Source organism: Streptomyces sp. URMC 129 (assembly GCF_051386415.1).
Lineage (GTDB): Bacteria > Actinomycetota > Actinomycetes > Streptomycetales > Streptomycetaceae > Streptomyces.
In genome coordinates this window covers 17109-31822 of sequence record NZ_JBPQTQ010000022.1, presented here as the reverse complement: position 1 = coordinate 31822, position 14714 = coordinate 17109, and the positions used below count along the sequence as shown (strand labels likewise).

The window sequence follows — 14714 nt, the reverse complement described above, 5'->3', positions numbered from 1 at the left end:
GCGCTGTCAGGAGGCGGCGTCCAGGTTCTCCAGGACGGTCGCGTTGGCCAGGCCGCCGGCCTCGCACATGGTCTGGAGGGCGTAGCGGGCGCCGCGCTGCCGCATGGCGTGCACCAGGGTGGTCATCAGGCGGGTGCCGCTGGCGCCCAGCGGGTGGCCGAGGGCGATGGCGCCGCCGTTGACGTTGAGCTTCGCCGGGTCGGCGCCGGTCTCCTGGAGCCAGGCCAGGACGACGCTGGCGAACGCCTCGTTGACCTCGAACAGATCGATGTCGTCCAGCCGCAGTCCCGCGCGGCGCAGCACCTTCTCGGTGGCGGGGATGACGCCGGTCAGCATCAGCAGCGGGTCGGAGCCGGTGACGGCGAAGCTGTGCAGGCGGGCGAGCGGGCGCAGGCCCAGGCGTTCCGCGGTCTCGCCGCTGGTGATGAGGACGGCGGAGGCGCCGTCGTTGATCGGGCTGCTGTTGCCCGCCGTGACGGACCAGTCGATCTGCGGGAAGCGCTCGGCGCTGGCCGGGTCGACGAACGACGGGCGCAGTCCGGCCAGCACCTCCGGCGTGGTGCCGGGGCGCACGGACTCGTCGGCGGTGACCTCGCCGGCCCCGGTCGGCACGGGCACGATCTCGTCGGCGAAGAGGCCGGCGGCGTGCGCGGCGGCGGCGCGGCGGTGCGAGGTGACGGCGAACTCGTCCATCTGCTCGCGGCCGAGGGACCACTTGGCGGCGATCAGCTCGGCGCTGATGCCCTGCGGGACCAGGCCCTCGGGGTAACGGGCGGCGAGCGCGGCGCCGAACGGGTCGGCGCCGGGCGGCACGTTGGACCACATCGGGACACGGCTCATGGACTCGATGCCGCAGGCGACGACGAGGTCGTAGGCGCCGGAGATGACGCCCTGCGCGGCGAAGTGCGCGGCCTGCTGCGAGGAGCCGCACTGGCGGTCGACGGTGGTGGCGGGCACGGACTCGGGGAGCCCGGCCCCGAGCCAGGCGAGCCGGGTGGTGTTCATGGCCTGTTCCGCGACCTGGTCGACGCAGCCGCCGATCACGTCGTCCACGAGGGCGGGATCCACGCCGCTGCGGTCGACGAGGGCGCGGAGGGTGTGCCCGAGCAGGTCCACGGGGTGGACCCCGGCCAGCGCCCCGTCCGGCTTGCCCTTGCCGATGGGGGTGCGGACGGCTTCGACGATGACGGCGTCGCGCATGACGGTCGACTCCTCGCTCAGGGTTTGAAAACTGGACTTACTCGCGAGTACCACCATACGCAGGTGAGTTGGAAAATCCAACGGACTGGGTGGGGTGACTTACGCTGGAGGCCATGAAGACCCAGCGCCCCTGCTCGATCGCCGCCACGCTCGGTGTGATCGGCGAGAAGTACTCCGTTCTCGTGCTCCGGGAGATCTTCTTCGGCGTCCGGCGGTTCGACGCGATCGCCCGCAACGTCGGCGCGCCCCGCGACATCCTGACCGCCCGCCTGCGGCGCCTGGTGGACGCGGGCGTGCTGGAGCGGGTCCCGTACAACGAGCGGCCCCGGCGCTTCGAGTACCGGCCGACCCAGGCGGGTCAGGACCTCAGGCCGGTGCTGATGATGCTGATGGCCTGGGGCGACCGGTACGTGTCGGAGCAGCCGCCGGTGACGTTCGAGCATGCCTGCGGCGCACGCCTGGAGCCGGTGGTCGTCTGCGGCTCCTGCCGCGAGGAGGTCGCGCCCGGCACCCTGACCCCCCACTTCAGGGACCCGGAGTGGGCGGCCCGATAACCCGCCGCCCCGGCCGCTACTCCGGGAGCAGCCGGTACGCCTCGATCCGCACCTGACCTTCGGCGTCGCGCGGCTCCGCCAGGACGTACAGCGTGCCGTTCAGCACGGTCAGCGGGGCCGGGCGGCCCGCGTTCTCGGGGACCGGAGTGCCCGCGTCCGCCGGGAGTCGCGCCTCGGGCGCCGTCCGTCCGGTGTCGGCCGCGACCCTCACCAGGTGGAACGCGGGGGCGTCGATGGTGCCGGACGCCCACAGCGCCAGCGCCAGGCCGTCCCCGGAGCCGATCGCCACGGCGAACTGGGGAAGCTCCCGCTGCCACAGCTCCTCGCCGGTCGCCGGGTCGACCCCGACGAGGACCTCCAGGTACTCCGAGGAGTGCGGTGCCGTCCCGCCGATGACGACGGCCGGCTCCCGGGCGAGCGTCCAGGCGGCGGCGAGTCCCACCCCGCCCTCCGCCGGGGCCGCGTCGGCCACCACCCGCCCGTCGTCGCCGAACGTCACCACCCGCTGCCGGGCCAGGACCGCCAGCGGCTCGTCCGACACGATGCTCACCGGTCCCGTGGCGACCTCCGAGGTCGCGGACGCGGTCCACAGCTCCTGCCCGCTGTCCGCGTCGAACGCGGTCACCTGGCCCACGTCGCCCGCCACGCCGCATGAGCTGATGGCCAGCAGGTGGTCGGCGCTGTGGGTCCACTCGGCCAGCGGCCCGCACTCCGCGCCGCCCGGCACCTCGGGCAACGGCAGCTCCTCGCCCGCCGCCGAGAACCGCTGGACGACGGCCGCGCTCCCCGTGTCGACCGTGATCACCTCGTCCCCGACGGTCACCGCCGCCTCGCCGGCGGCCTCGGCCGACAGCGGGAGGCTCCACAGCAGTTCCCCGGCGCGGGTGTCCACGGCGCTCACCACGGAGCAGGCGCCGTCCTCGTCCCGGTGGACGACGGCGCCGACGCCCTGCCCGTTCGGCGCGGGAGCCGCGACGCACGGCGCCCCGATACGATCGGGGGCCGTCAGCGCCCACAGCTCCTCGCCGGTCGCCGGGTCATAGCCCCGCAGTCCGCTCGCCAGGACCCCGGTCACGACGTCGTCCGTGGCCCACACCCGGGGGACCGCCATCTCCCGGGGCGGCTCCCCGGCGGGCACGGCACCGGTGCGCCACAGCCCGGTCAGCACCTCGCCGTCCGGGGCGACCGCGTCCGCCCCGGCCCCGTCCGTGCCGCCGTCGTCCCCGCCCCGGGCCATGAACACCGCGCCGCCCGCGACGAGCAGTACGGCCACCGAGGCCGCCACCACCGCCGGCCCGCCGCCACGCGTCTTCCTTGCCATCAATCCCCCCTGACTGGTTGGCACTTCAGCGATTGCGCGGGCGGACTCCCGCCCGGGGGGACACGCTACGACACCGATCCGGGGTTCCCCGGAACGGCCCGGCTCATGCGGCCCGGCGTGCTCAGCGCCTGCCGCGTCCCGAGAGCGCGTCGCGGGCGCGGTCCACCAGGCCGGTGCCGGGCGCGAGCAGCTTGTTGAACGGCGGCTTGTCGGGAGCCGCCGGGTGCGGGCGGGTCGGCGCGGTCCTCTTGGCGTGGCGGACCTTCTCCCCGAGCTGCTCCAGCTTCTCCTCCGGGCAGCAGATCCGCAGCGCGGGAAAGAGGTTGTCCTCCTCGTCCTGCAGATGGCTGCGGATCTCCATCGTCAACTGGTCGATCAGCCGGTCGAATTCCGGATCGTCCGCGTCGTGCCGCTCCAGTTCCTTCATGATCCGCTCGGCGGTCGCGTGGTCCTCGATCTCCTTGTCCGCGATGAGGTCCCCGTTCGTGAGGTGCTCGCGCACGGCCGGATACAGGTGCATCTCCTCCGCGATCGAGTGCCGGACCAGCTCGATGGTCACCTGGTCCACCAGCAGCTTGCGGCGCTTCTCGCCGACCGGCAGCCGCTCGATCTCCCGGAACATGTCCTCCACTTCCTGGTGGTCCGCGACGAGTTCCCGGACGATGTCTCCTCCGTGGCCCATGACGTCTCCTGCCTTTCCGCGGCGCGTGAAGGGTGGTCCGCCGCGCGCCGCCGGGTGTCCCGCGGCGCACGGCGGAAACATCACCGGCCCCTACACCGGCCGGCCGTAGAGCACGAGGTTCTGCTCGTACCGGCCGGTGCGCTCGTCGTACCGGCCGGCGCAGGTGACCAGGGCGAGCCGGGCCGGGCCCGTGGCGGCGAACAGGTCCGCGGGCAGCTCGTCCCCGTCGTACGTGCGGCGCGCGGTGATGCGGTACCCGTGCCGCCGCCCGTCCGCCGAGGTGATCTCCACCCGGTCCGCCACCGGCACGTCCGGCAGCGCGGCGAACGGGCCGTCGCCGCCGCCCGCCGTGTCGAGATGGCCCGCGATGAGAACGGTGCCGCGCGCGGCGCCCGGCTGGGCGCCGCCCTGCCACCAGCCCACCGCGTGCGGCGCCTCGGGCAGGTCGAGGGCCCCGTCGGCACCGGCCGCGACCGGGACCACCTCGGCCCGCGACCGGCCCGGCAGCGTGAGGAGTTCGGGCGGCGAGGCGGTGGGCGCGGCGGCCCGCGCCTCCGCACCGTCCGGGGCGAGCCCCGGCAGCACGCCCTCGTCCGCGAGGCGGGCCGGCTCCGCCCAGAGCAGGAGGGAGCCGGCCAGTGCCGCGCAGATACCGAACGCCGTCAGGGCCGCGGCGGGGCGGCGTCCGCCCGGCACCGCGCGCTCACCGGGGATCCGCCGGTTCCGCCCCGCGCCGCCGCGCGAGCCAGACCGCGCCCGCCACCGTCAGCAGCGTGCCGCCGGTCAGCGCCACGGCACCGGCCCCGGCCCGGTCACCGGCCGCCTCGTCCGCATGCCCGCCGGCACCGGCCGGGATGCGTGCCGGATCCGACGCCGATCCCGCCCCGGCGCCCGCTCCGGAGCCGGATGCCGTGCCCGAGCCGGACGCCGTGCCCGAGCTGTCACCGGACTGTTCGCCGAGGTGGCACTCGCCGCCCGCGACCAGCTCCAGATGCGCCTCCACCACCGGCCGGGCCGCCTCCGCCGCGGCCTTGACCTCGTCGTTCTCGCCGTCGTTCAGCTCCTCGTCGATCAGGGCCAGGGTCTCCCGGTGCGCGGCGTCCTGGGCCGCCAGCCACGCCTCGTCGTACGCGGGCGTCCCGGCCTTGGCGCGTATCTCCTCCAGCTGCCGCTGCTGTTCGGGGGTCGGCTTCTCGGGCAGCGGCACATGGAGCCGGTCGGCGAGGGCGGTGAGGGCGTCGTCCAGGCGCGTGTGCTCGCGCACCAGCGTGGCGCCGACCTCCTTGACGCAGTCGGTGGTCGCGTGCGCCCCGGCGTCGGTGCCCGCGGCTATCTCCGCCAGGTTGCCCTGGTGGGCGCTCTTGAGGAAGGTCGCGTCCACCGGGGATATCCCCCGGTCCGCGCGGGCGAGGCCGGCCGTCGCGCCGACGAGGAAGAGGGCGGCGAGCGAACCCACGGCCAGTCGGGCAGGAATCACGGTGACACTCCGTTTCTGTGGACTCGGGGCGCGATGCGCGCCCCCGCCGCTACTCTGTGTGACTGCCCGGCGAGCCGCACGCCGGACTGGGCCGAAAGGCTGACGGCACGGGAGCAACAGAACGTGACCCCGGTCATCCCGCTCACCGGAACGGGGGAGTACGCTTGCCACGTTTCGCACGCAGGAGCGGGAGGGTGTTCGTCCGTGTGCGCCGATCTTTCCCCCGTCATAGCCGCCACCACGCAGTGGCTCCTGCGCGCCTACCCGGCCGCTGACGGCACGCTGAGCGAGGTGCTCGCGGAGGTGCAGGCCCGGCAGGCCGTGACGGTCGCCGCCTGGCTGCGCTACCCGACGCCGGTGGACGCCGCGCTGGTCGCGATGGCGGGGCCGGGCGGCTCGGCCCGGCTGGACTGGGTCGTCGGCGCGGACACCGTGCTTCCCGAGGGCGACGAGTTCGCCTGGCGCTCCTGGGTGGACGAGGCCGTGGCGAGCTGGGCCGCCTGCCTGCTCAGCTCCCCGGCCCTGGCGGCGCAGGCCGTGGCGGCGGTCGCCGGCGGCGAGCACGCCACCGAGACCCCGATCGAGTTCCGCCGCCTGACGTTCCCGGCCGAACCCGACCGCCGGGCCGCGATGTTGCTGCGCCACCCCGACCTGGTCGCGCCGGTCGCCGACCTCCATCGCGCCCAGCTCCTGGCCCGCCTCGACCCGGACCCGGTCGGCAGCGTCTGACGCCCGGCGCGGCACTCTCCGCCGCGCCCGTTCACCCCTCTCCCGGCCAGTCCTCTCCTCCGGCGCGGCACACCGCGAACACGCGGTCGCGCGGCCACCGGTGGGCCGGGTCCGCGCCGAGCCGGGCGTGCCCCAGCGGCGACACCGTCGGTCCGGGCACGCGGAACGGCAGCGGGAAGGACCACACCCCCTGCCGCGGGTTCGCGGTGCGGCGCTCGGGGACCGTGGCCACCGGGTCCCGCGGCACGCACCGGACGTTCGCCGTCGCGGCGCTCCTCGCGGCCTTCGGCCCGGCCGTGGTGCCGGCCCTCCGGCCGCGGTCCCGGCCCGCGCCGGGCCGCGCGACCGGCGCCTGACGGACCGGACCCGCCGCGGTCGCCCCATCCCGGTGAGCGGCCGACCGGGCCGGGTGTCGCGGACCGGGCGCCGGAGCCCCGGGCGGTATCAATGGCCGCACCGGAACGGGCACGGCGGCGCGGAGGCGGACATGCGGAATCACCGGTCGGACCCGTTCACGGCCTGGGACGTCGACCCGCTGGCACGGCCCGCCCGCGCGGGCGGCGACGAGACCGCCCGGCTGGCCGTGCGGTACGCGGTGCTCGCGCCCTCCTCGCACAACACCCAGCCGTGGCGGTTCCGCGTGGGCGGCGGCGCGGTCGAGCTGTGTGCCGACCGCGCCCGGCTGCTCCCGGTCGTCGACCCGGACGGCCGGGAGCTGGTCATCAGTTGCGGCGCCGCGCTGCTCAACCTGCGCCTCGCGTTCACCCGGCTCGGGCACACGCCGCTGGTCCAGCCGTTCCCCGAACCGGCCGAGCCCGACCTGCTGGCCCGGGTACGGCCCGGTCCGCCCGCCGACCGGCGGACGGACGACGCCGTCCTGGCCGCGTTCATCCCGCGCCGCCACACCAACCGGGCGCCGTCCGAACGGCGGCGGCACCTGCCCGCCGACCTCGCGTCCCGCCTCGTCGCGGAGGCCGAACGCGAGGGCGCCTGGCTGCACCTGGTGCCCGACGCGCGCGGCAAGGCGATGCTGGCCGCCCTGGTGGCCGAGGGCGACCGCGCGCAGCACGCCGACCGCGCCTACCGCGCGGAGCTGGCCCGGTGGATGGCGCCCAATCGCGGCCGGCGCCCGGACGGGATCCGGGGCTACGGGTTCGGCCTCGGCCTCCCGGCGTCGTTCGCCGCGCCGCTCCTCGTCCGGGCGCTCGACACCGGCACCCGCCGGGCCGCGCGGGACCGCGGGGACGCCCGGCGGTCCGCCGCCCTGGCGGTGCTCGGCACCGGCGGCGACACCCCGCGCGACTGGCTGACCGCCGGGCAGGCCCTGCAACGGGTGCTGCTGCGCGCCACCGCCGCCGGGGCCGCCGCCTCGTTCTTCAACCAGCCCGTCCAGGTACCCGCCCTCCGCCCCAGGACGGCCGCCCTCACCGGCCGCCCCGGCCACCCGCAGGTCCTGTTGCGCCTGGGCTACGGGCCGCCCGCGCGCCCGCAGCCGCGCCGCGCCCTCGCCGACGTCCTCACGCGCTGACCGGGCCGCCGCGCCACGCGGGGAACGGCCGTTCGCCGACCGCGACGTCGAACGCCGCGCGGGCCAGCAGCCGCGTCGAGTCCAGCACCGGCAGCGGCGAGACGTCCGGCGTCACCAGCAGCGGGATCTCGGTGCAGACGAGGGCGACCGCGTCGCAGCCGCGCGCCGCCAGGTCCCCGATGATCCGCACGTACGCGCGGCGCGACTCCGCGCGGAGCACGCCGTTCAGCAGCTCACGGAAGATGACCTCGTGGACGAGCAGCCGGTCGTCCGCGTCCGGCACCTCGGCGGCGATGCCCCGGGCCGCCAGCGCCCTCGGGTAGAGCGGCCCCTCCATCGTGTACCGGGTGCCGAGCACGCCCACCCGGGTGCGCCCCTCGCGCGCCGCCCGGTCGGCCACCGCCTCCGCGATGTGCAGACCGGGCAACGGCAGCTCTGTGCCCGGCAGTTCCAGAGCCATATGGGCAGTATTGTCCGGGCAGACGAAGAAGTCGGCGCCCGCCCGCGCCAGCCGCTCCGCGCTCACCGCCAGGACGTCCCGGACCGACGCGTGGTCCCCGGAGTCCCAGCCCGGCATGCTGCGGGCCAGCGCGATGACGTCCAGCGTCACGTCCGGGTGCTCGTCGGGGCCGATGCGGCGGAAGCCCTCCCGGCAGAACGCCCGGAAGCACAGCGCCGCGCCCTCCGCGCTGTGGCCGAGGATGCCCAGGTGTCTCATGCCGCGCCCCCGTGGTCGGGGCCGGACGCCGGAAGGGCCCGGCCGGGCAGACCCGGCGGCTGCCGCCGGTGCGTCAGCAGGATCCGCTGCAACTCGCGCGCCGCGCGCGGCGGCGACACGTCGCCCCGGTGCGCGACCGAGATCGTGCGGTGCAGGCCCGGCGGGGCGAACGGCGTGACGCGCAGCCCGGAACGGTCCGCGACCATGCTCGGCACCACCGCCAGCCCGAGCCCCGCCCGCACGAAGCCCAGCACCGCGTCCATCTCGCCGCCCTCCACGCTGAACGACGGCTCGAACCCGGCCCCGTGGCACGCCGCCACCGTCAGCTCCCGCAGGTCGTAGCCGTGCCGGAACATCACCAGCGGCCGGTCCCGCAGATCCGCGACCCGGACGCGCGGGCCCGCCACCGGCGCGGGCGCGGTGGGCGAGGAGATCACCACCAGGTCCTCCCGCAGCAGCTCCTGCGTGGCCAGCGCCGGAGCCTGCCCGGGCAGCGGCGTGATGATCAGCGCCAGGTCCAGCTCACCGGCGGCCAGGATCCGCACCAGGTCCTGGGAGCCGTCCTCGTGCACGAACAGCTCCACCCCCGGATAGCTGTCGCGGAACGACCGCAGCACGCCCGGCACCAGGCTGGCGCACAGGCTCGGCGTCGCGCCGAGCCGCACCCGCCCGCGCCGCAACTGGGCCACCTCCTGCACCTCGCGGCGCGCGGTCTCCGTGTCCGCGAGGATCCGGCGGGCCAGCGGCAGCAGCGCCGCGCCCGCGTCCGTCAGGGAGATGTGGCCGCGCGCCCGGTGGAACAACTCGGCGCCCAGCTCCCGCTCCAGGGAGCGGATCTGCTGCGAGAGCGACGGCTGGGCGACGTGTTCACGGCGCGCGGCCCGGGTGAAGTGCAGGGTCTCCGCGACGGCGGTGAAGTAACGGAGCTGCTGGAGCTGCATGTGATCCGTCCCGGGAGGCGGTCGGTCCCCGATAGGCACAGCCTATCGAAAGCAGCTCTTCTCTGTCTTGGACGGCCTTCCGGGGACGGTCCTACCGTCTGGTGTCATGGCACTGGCGACGCGGCCCCGCACCACCACGCGCACGGACCGCCGGCCGACGACCGCGGCGGGCAGGCTGTGGCAGTCGACGATCGGCAAGAAGACGGTGATGGCCGTCAGCGGCGCGATCATGCTCCTCTACCTGATCGCGCACATGATCGGAAACCTGAAGGTTTTCTTCGGCCCCGACGACATGAACGGGTACGCGCACTGGCTGCGCACCCTCGGCGAGCCGGTGCTGCACCACGAGTGGTTCCTGTGGATCCTGCGGGCCGTCCTGCTGACGGCCGTGTGCGCCCACGGGCTGGCCGCCTGGCAGCTCAGCCGCCTGGACCGCGCGGCCCGCCCGGTGAAGTACGCGCACCGGCCCCGCCGGAGCAGCTATGCCACCCGCACCATGCGCTGGGGCGGCGTGATCCTGGCCCTCTTCATCGTCTGGCACATCCTCGACCTCACCACCGGCACCGTGAACCCGAACGGCGAGAGCGGGCGCCCGTACCAGAACATCGTCGCCACGTTCGACACCTGGTACGGCAACGTGATCTACACCGTCGCGATGATCGCCGTCGGCCTGCACGTCCAGCACGGCTTCTACAGCGCCGCCCAGACGCTCGGCGCGGGCAGCCGCGCCCGCGACCGCGCGCTCAGGGCCACCGGCAACGGTCTCGCCCTCGTGCTGACCGCCGGCTTCCTGTCCGTCCCCTTCGGCGTGATGACCGGACTCGTCAAGTAGCGGAGTGATCAGCGTGAGCAGCTACCTCGACTACACCACGGGCGACGCCCTGGTGGACACCAAGGCCCCGGACGGCCCGATCGCCGAGCGGTGGGACCGCCGCCGCTTCGAGGCCAAGCTGGTCAACCCGGCCAACCGGCGCAAGCACACCGTCATCGTGGTCGGCACCGGCCTGGCCGGTGGCGCCGCCGGTGCCACCCTCGCCGAACAGGGCTACCGCGTCATCCAGTTCTGCTACCAGGACTCCCCGCGCCGCGCCCACTCGATCGCCGCCCAGGGCGGCATCAACGCCGCGAAGAACTACCGCAACGACGGCGACTCGGTGCGGCGCCTCTTCTACGACACCGTCAAGGGCGGCGACTTCCGGGCCCGCGAGTCCAACGTCTACCGCCTGGCCCAGGTGTCGGTCGAGATCATCGACCAGTGCGTCGCCCAGGGCGTGCCGTTCGCCCGCGAGTACGGCGGCCTGCTCGACACCCGGTCCTTCGGCGGCGTCCAGGTCTCCCGCACCTTCTACGCCCGCGGCCAGACGGGGCAGCAGCTCCTGCTCGGCGCCTACCAGGCGCTCTCCCGCCAGATCGCCGCCGGGAACGTGGAGATGCACCCGCGCACCGAGATGCTGGACCTGATCGTGGTCGACGGGCGGGCCCGCGGCATCGTCGCCCGCGACCTGATCACCGGCCGCGTCGACACCTACCTCGCGGACGCCGTGGTCCTGGCCACCGGCGGCTACGGCAACGTCTTCTACCTCTCCACCAACGCCAAGAACTCCAACGCCACCGCCATCTGGCGCGCCCACCGGCGCGGCGCGTTCTTCGCCAACCCCTGCTTCACCCAGATCCACCCCACCTGCATCCCGCGCTCGGGCGAGCACCAGTCCAAGCTGACGCTGATGAGCGAGTCGCTGCGCAACGACGGCCGCATCTGGGTGCCGCGGCGGGCGGGCGACACCCCCCCCCCCGCCGACATCCCGGAGGAGGAGCGCGACTACTACCTGGAACGGATCTACCCCTCCTTCGGCAACCTCGTCCCCCGCGACATCGCCTCCCGCGCCGCGAAGAACGTGTGCGACGAGGGCCGCGGCGTCGGACCCGGCGGCCAGGGCGTCTACCTGGACTTCGCGGACGCCATCGCCCGCATGGGCCGCGACGCGGTGGCCGCCAAGTACGGCAACCTCTTCGAGATGTACGAGCGGATCACCGCCGAGGACCCGTACCGCGTGCCGATGCGCATCTACCCGGCGATCCACTACACGATGGGCGGCCTGTGGGTCGATTACGACCTCCAGACCACCGTGCCGGGCCTGTTCGCCATCGGCGAGGCCAACTTCTCCGACCACGGCGCCAACCGGCTGGGCGCCTCCGCGCTGATGCAGGGCCTGGCCGACGGGTACTTCATCCTCCCCGCGACCCTCGCGGACTACCTGGCCCGCACCCCGAACGACGAGGTCCCCGCCGACCATCCGGCGGTCACCGAGGCCGTGTTCGCCGTCACCGACCGCCTCTACCAGCTGCTGTCCAACAACGGCGACCGCACCCCCGACTCGTTCCACCGCGAGCTGGGCGAGCTGCTGTGGGACGAGTGCGGCATGGCCCGCAACGAGACCGGGCTGCGCAAGGCGCTGGACCGGATCCCGGCCCTGCGCGCCGAGTTCTGGGAGCGGATCAAGGTGCCCGGCAGCGGCACCGAGCTCAACCAGTCGCTGGAGAAGGCCCATCGCGTCGCCGACTACCTGGAGCTGGCCGAGCTGATGTGCCTGGACGCGCTGCACCGCGCCGAGTCCTGCGGCGGCCACTTCCGCGAGGAGAGCCAGACCCCGGACGGCGAGGCGGCCCGCCGCGACGACACCTACGCCTACGCCGCCGCCTGGGAGTTCACCGCTCCCGGCCAGGCGCCCGTGCTGCACAGGGAAGACCTGGTCTTCCATCACGTCCACCCCACCCAGCGGAGCTACGCGTGAACCTCACCCTGCGCATCTGGCGCCAGCAGGGCCCCGACGCCCCGGGGGCCATGACCACCTACGAGGTCACCGGCATCTCCCCGGACATGTCGTTCCTCGAAATGCTGGACACCCTCAACGAGGAGCTGATCCTGCGCGGCGACGAGCCCGTCGCGTTCGACCACGACTGCCGCGAGGGCATCTGCGGCGCCTGCGGCATGGTCATCAACGGCGAGGCCCACGGCCCGGAGCGGACCACGACCTGCCAGCTCCACATGCGGCACTTCGCGGACGGCGACACCATCGACATCGAGCCGTGGCGGGCCGCCGCGTTCCCCGTGGTGAAGGACCTGGTGGTGGACCGGTCCGCGTTCGACCGCATCATCGGCTCCGGCGGCTACGTCACCGCGCCCACCGGCAGCGCCCCCGAGGCGCACGCCACGCCGGTCCCCAAGCCCGCCGCCGACACGGCGTTCGAGCACGCCGAGTGCATCGGCTGCGGCGCCTGCGTGGCGGCCTGCCCCAACGGCTCCGCGATGCTGTTCACCTCGGCCAAGGTGGTCCACCTCAATTCCCTGCCGCAGGGCGCCCCGGAGCGCGAGAGCCGGGTGCTGAACATGGTCGGGACGATGGACGGCGAGGGCTTCGGCGGCTGCACGGTCACCGGCGAGTGCGCCACGGTCTGTCCCAAGGGCATCCCGCTCACCTCGATCACCACCATGAACCGCGAATACCTGCGCGCGCTCGGCAGGGGCGCGTAACGCCCTCCCCCCGGAACGCGGGGGCGGTCCCCCGCAGCGGTGGGGGCACCTCCCAGCCTCCCCGGACCGACGTCCGGGAGGGGCCCCCATGGCTGGGGGAGCGGCTCGGCTCCCCGCGCCGGAGGACCGCCCCCGCCCACTCTCTCAGCGGACCGTGTAACCGGCCCCGCGCAGCGCGCCCTTGACCTGGCCGATCCGCAGATCGCCGAAGTGGAAGACCGACGCGGCCAGCACCGCGTCGGCACCGGCCCGGATCGCCGGCGGGAAGTGCTCCAGCCGCCCCGCCCCGCCGGAGGCGATCACCGGGACCGTCACCCGCTCGCGCACCGCCGCGATCATCGCGGCGTCGTACCCGTCCTTGGTGCCGTCGGCGTCCATCGAGTTCAGCAGGATCTCCCCCGCGCCCAGCCCGGCCGCCCGGTGCGCCCACTCCACCGCGTCGATCCCCGTGCCACGCCGCCCGCCGTGCGTGGTCACCTCGAACCCCGAAGGCGTCGACGTGCCCTCGGGGCAGCGTCTGGCGTCGACCGACAGCACCAGCACCTGGTTGCCGAACCGCTCCGCGATCTCCCGGATCAGCTCCGGGCGCGCGATCGCCGCCGTGTTCACGCCCACCTTGTCCGCGCCCGCGCGCAGCAGCCGGTCCACGTCGTCGGACGTGCGGACACCGCCGCCCACCGTGAGCGGTATGAAGACCTGCTCGGCGGTCCGGCGCACGACGTCGTACGTCGTCTCGCGGTTGCCCGAGGAGGCGGTGATGTCGAGGAACGTCAGCTCGTCGGCGCCCTCGGCGTCGTAGACCTTGGCCATCTCGACCGGATCGCCCGCGTCCCGCAGGTTCTCGAAGTTGACGCCCTTGACGACCCGGCCGGCGTCCACGTCCAGGCAGGGGATGACTCGTACGGCGAGGCTCACGTCGCGGCTCCTCGGTAGGCTTCCAGCTCGACTTGGACCAGCGCCCGCGAGTCGGCGAAGCCGCCCACCAGGACCAGTGTGGCGACCGGACGGACGGACCCCAGCAGGTCCTGATGGGCGCGCGCCACCTCTTCCGCGTCGCGGGCGTGGCTGATGTAGATCCGGGTGCGGATGACGGAATCGGCACCGAGCCCGAACCGCTCCAGCGCCGCGATGGCCTCGGCCAGCGCCGACCTGGCCTGCTCGTAGGGGTCGCCCCCGGCGGCCCCGGTCGCGGGCGGCAGCGTCCCGCCGACCAGCACCAGGTCGCCGGCCGCGACCACGCGTGCGGCACCGAGGGCCTCGTCCCAGGAGCCGGTGTCCGGCGCGCGCTCGACGCTCATCCGGCCACGGTCTCCAGCGCCTGCTCCAGGGTGAACGCCCCGGCGTACAGCGCCTTCCCGACGATGGCGCCCTCGACGCCGACGCCGACCAGCCCGGCCAGCGCCCGCAGGTCGTCCAGCGACGAGACCCCGCCGGAGGCCACGACGGGCCGGTCGGTGGCGGCGCACACGTTCCGCAGCAGCTCCAGGTTCGGGCCCTGGAGCGTGCCGTCCTTGTTGATGTCGGTGACCACGTACCGCGCGCAGCCCTCGGCGTTCAGCCGCGCCAGCGTCTCGTACAGGTCGCCGCCGTCCCGGGTCCAGCCCCGGCCGCGCAGTGTCGTGCCGCGCACGTCGAGGCCGACGGCCACCCGGTCGCCGTGCTCGGCGATCGCCCGGGCGACCCACTCCGGCGACTCCAGCGCGGCGGTGCCCAGGTTGACGCGGGTGCAGCCGGTGGCGAGCGCGGCGGCGAGCGTGTCGTCGTCGCGGATGCCGCCGGACAGCTCGACCTTGATGTCCATGGCGCGCACCACCTCCGCGATCTGCTCCCGGTTGTTCCCGGTGCCGAACGCGGCGTCCAGGTCGACCAGGTGCAGCCACTCGGCGCCCGAGCGCTGCCAGGTCAGGGCGGCCTGGAGCGGGTCGCCGTAGGAGGTCTCGGTGCCGGACTCGCCGTGCACCAGGCGCACGGCCTGGCCGCCGCGGACATCGACGGCGGGCAGCAGTTCCAGCGTGGGCGTCAGCGTGGACAT

General features: G+C 74.6%; 17 protein-coding genes. 6 read left to right on the top strand and 11 right to left on the bottom strand.

The features are described 5' to 3' along the window. Positions 1–6: 6 nt before the first annotated feature. The gene (locus ACSNOC_RS07150; protein ID WP_436746406.1) at positions 7–1200 is read right to left on the bottom strand and encodes a thiolase family protein; all 1194 of its coding nucleotides are present in this window, start codon (positions 1198–1200) and stop codon (positions 7–9) included. Between the two features lie 113 nt (positions 1201–1313). On the opposite strand from ACSNOC_RS07150, the gene ACSNOC_RS07145 reads away from it, so the two are divergent. Then, positions 1314–1754, top strand: a complete 441-nt coding sequence (locus tag ACSNOC_RS07145) for a winged helix-turn-helix transcriptional regulator (protein ID WP_436746405.1) — start codon at positions 1314–1316, stop codon at positions 1752–1754. 16 nt (positions 1755–1770) lie between these two features. Here ACSNOC_RS07145 and ACSNOC_RS07140 read toward each other — a convergent pair whose 3' ends face one another. The 4 genes from ACSNOC_RS07140 to ACSNOC_RS07125 form a co-directional block, all read right to left on the bottom strand. After that, the gene (locus ACSNOC_RS07140; RefSeq protein WP_436746404.1) at positions 1771–3075 is read right to left on the bottom strand and encodes an outer membrane protein assembly factor BamB family protein; all 1305 of its coding nucleotides are present in this window, start codon (positions 3073–3075) and stop codon (positions 1771–1773) included. Between the two features lie 121 nt (positions 3076–3196). Beyond that, positions 3197–3757 carry a hemerythrin domain-containing protein gene (locus tag ACSNOC_RS07135; RefSeq protein ID WP_436746403.1) on the bottom strand — a complete coding sequence of 187 codons (561 nt, stop codon included), beginning with the start codon at positions 3755–3757 and terminating at the stop codon, positions 3197–3199. 90 nt (positions 3758–3847) lie between these two features. Then, positions 3848–4453 carry a class F sortase gene (locus ACSNOC_RS07130; protein ID WP_436746402.1) on the bottom strand — a complete coding sequence of 202 codons (606 nt, stop codon included), beginning with the start codon at positions 4451–4453 and terminating at the stop codon, positions 3848–3850. A gap of 7 nt (positions 4454–4460) precedes the next feature. Further along, positions 4461–5234 (bottom strand): DUF4142 domain-containing protein, encoded by a 774-nt coding sequence (locus ACSNOC_RS07125; RefSeq protein WP_436746401.1) that lies wholly within the window; start codon positions 5232–5234, stop codon positions 4461–4463. Between the two features lie 204 nt (positions 5235–5438). Between ACSNOC_RS07125 and ACSNOC_RS07120 the strand changes: the two genes are divergently transcribed. Further along, a complete protein-coding gene (locus ACSNOC_RS07120; RefSeq protein WP_436746400.1) occupies positions 5439–5963 on the top strand; it encodes a hypothetical protein in 525 nt (174 codons plus the stop codon). Positions 5964–5994: 31 nt separating this feature from the next. Here the strand turns inward: ACSNOC_RS07120 and ACSNOC_RS07115 are convergent, their stop codons facing one another. Continuing rightward, on the bottom strand, positions 5995–6210 hold the full coding sequence (locus ACSNOC_RS07115; RefSeq protein WP_436746399.1) for a hypothetical protein: 216 nt from the start codon (positions 6208–6210) through the stop codon (positions 5995–5997). A gap of 240 nt (positions 6211–6450) precedes the next feature. Here ACSNOC_RS07115 and ACSNOC_RS07110 point away from each other — a divergent pair, with 240 nt between their 5' ends. Next, positions 6451–7491, top strand: coding sequence for an Acg family FMN-binding oxidoreductase (locus tag ACSNOC_RS07110; protein ID WP_436746398.1), 1041 nt, complete (start codon positions 6451–6453; stop codon positions 7489–7491). Here ACSNOC_RS07110 and ACSNOC_RS07105 read toward each other — a convergent pair. Continuing rightward, positions 7481–8209: an aspartate/glutamate racemase family protein gene (locus tag ACSNOC_RS07105; RefSeq protein ID WP_436746397.1), complete on the bottom strand. Its 729-nt coding sequence runs from the start codon at positions 8207–8209 to the stop codon at positions 7481–7483. The two genes, ACSNOC_RS07110 and ACSNOC_RS07105, sit on opposite strands and share 11 nt — an antisense overlap. After that, the gene (locus ACSNOC_RS07100) at positions 8206–9150 is read right to left on the bottom strand and encodes a LysR family transcriptional regulator (RefSeq protein ID WP_436746396.1); all 945 of its coding nucleotides are present in this window, start codon (positions 9148–9150) and stop codon (positions 8206–8208) included. Before ACSNOC_RS07100 ends, ACSNOC_RS07105 begins: the two co-directional genes overlap by 4 nt. A 106-nt stretch (positions 9151–9256) precedes the next feature. Here ACSNOC_RS07100 and ACSNOC_RS07095 point away from each other — a divergent pair, with 106 nt between their 5' ends. Genes ACSNOC_RS07095 through ACSNOC_RS07085 form a run of 3 tightly spaced genes read left to right on the top strand, consistent with a single transcriptional unit; the run spans position 9257 to position 12682 of the window. Beyond that, positions 9257–9982 (top strand): succinate dehydrogenase cytochrome b subunit, encoded by a 726-nt coding sequence (locus ACSNOC_RS07095; protein WP_436746395.1) that lies wholly within the window; start codon positions 9257–9259, stop codon positions 9980–9982. Between the two features lie 13 nt (positions 9983–9995). Continuing rightward, complete coding sequence (locus ACSNOC_RS07090; protein ID WP_436746394.1) at positions 9996–11942, top strand: fumarate reductase/succinate dehydrogenase flavoprotein subunit; 1947 nt, start codon at positions 9996–9998, stop codon at positions 11940–11942. Further along, positions 11939–12682, top strand: coding sequence for a succinate dehydrogenase/fumarate reductase iron-sulfur subunit (locus ACSNOC_RS07085; protein ID WP_436746393.1), 744 nt, complete (start codon positions 11939–11941; stop codon positions 12680–12682). The genes ACSNOC_RS07090 and ACSNOC_RS07085 overlap by 4 nt, the downstream gene beginning before the upstream one ends. Before the next feature lie 144 nt (positions 12683–12826). Here the strand turns inward: ACSNOC_RS07085 and hisF are convergent, their stop codons facing one another. From hisF to priA, 3 genes are read right to left on the bottom strand one after another with little or no spacing between them, the layout of a single operon-like run. Next, positions 12827–13597, bottom strand: a complete 771-nt coding sequence (gene hisF / locus ACSNOC_RS07080) for an imidazole glycerol phosphate synthase subunit HisF (RefSeq protein WP_436746392.1) — start codon at positions 13595–13597, stop codon at positions 12827–12829. Continuing rightward, positions 13594–13980 (bottom strand): Rid family hydrolase, encoded by a 387-nt coding sequence (locus ACSNOC_RS07075; protein WP_436746391.1) that lies wholly within the window; start codon positions 13978–13980, stop codon positions 13594–13596. The genes hisF and ACSNOC_RS07075 overlap by 4 nt, the downstream gene beginning before the upstream one ends. After that, entirely contained in the window at positions 13977–14714 is a 738-nt protein-coding gene (gene priA / locus ACSNOC_RS07070) for a bifunctional 1-(5-phosphoribosyl)-5-((5-phosphoribosylamino)methylideneamino)imidazole-4-carboxamide isomerase/phosphoribosylanthranilate isomerase PriA (RefSeq protein WP_436746390.1), read from the bottom strand. The genes ACSNOC_RS07075 and priA overlap by 4 nt, the downstream gene beginning before the upstream one ends.

Excerpts from the sequence above, each read along its gene's own strand:
- ACSNOC_RS07150 (WP_436746406.1), bottom strand. The coding sequence starts at position 1,200 with ATGCGCGACGCCGTCATCGTCGAAGCCGTCCGCACCCCCATCGGCAAG.
- ACSNOC_RS07145 (WP_436746405.1), top strand. The coding sequence starts at position 1,314 with ATGAAGACCCAGCGCCCCTGCTCGATCGCCGCCACGCTCGGTGTGATC.
- ACSNOC_RS07140 (WP_436746404.1), bottom strand. The coding sequence starts at position 3,075 with ATGGCAAGGAAGACGCGTGGCGGCGGGCCGGCGGTGGTGGCGGCCTCG.
- ACSNOC_RS07135 (WP_436746403.1), bottom strand. The coding sequence starts at position 3,757 with ATGGGCCACGGAGGAGACATCGTCCGGGAACTCGTCGCGGACCACCAG.
- ACSNOC_RS07110 (WP_436746398.1), top strand. The coding sequence starts at position 6,451 with ATGCGGAATCACCGGTCGGACCCGTTCACGGCCTGGGACGTCGACCCG.
- ACSNOC_RS07105 (WP_436746397.1), bottom strand. The coding sequence starts at position 8,209 with ATGAGACACCTGGGCATCCTCGGCCACAGCGCGGAGGGCGCGGCGCTG.
- ACSNOC_RS07100 (WP_436746396.1), bottom strand. The coding sequence starts at position 9,150 with ATGCAGCTCCAGCAGCTCCGTTACTTCACCGCCGTCGCGGAGACCCTG.
- ACSNOC_RS07095 (WP_436746395.1), top strand. The coding sequence starts at position 9,257 with ATGGCACTGGCGACGCGGCCCCGCACCACCACGCGCACGGACCGCCGG.
- ACSNOC_RS07075 (WP_436746391.1), bottom strand. The coding sequence starts at position 13,980 with ATGAGCGTCGAGCGCGCGCCGGACACCGGCTCCTGGGACGAGGCCCTC.
- priA (WP_436746390.1), bottom strand. The coding sequence starts at position 14,714 with ATGTCCACGCTGACGCCCACGCTGGAACTGCTGCCCGCCGTCGATGTC.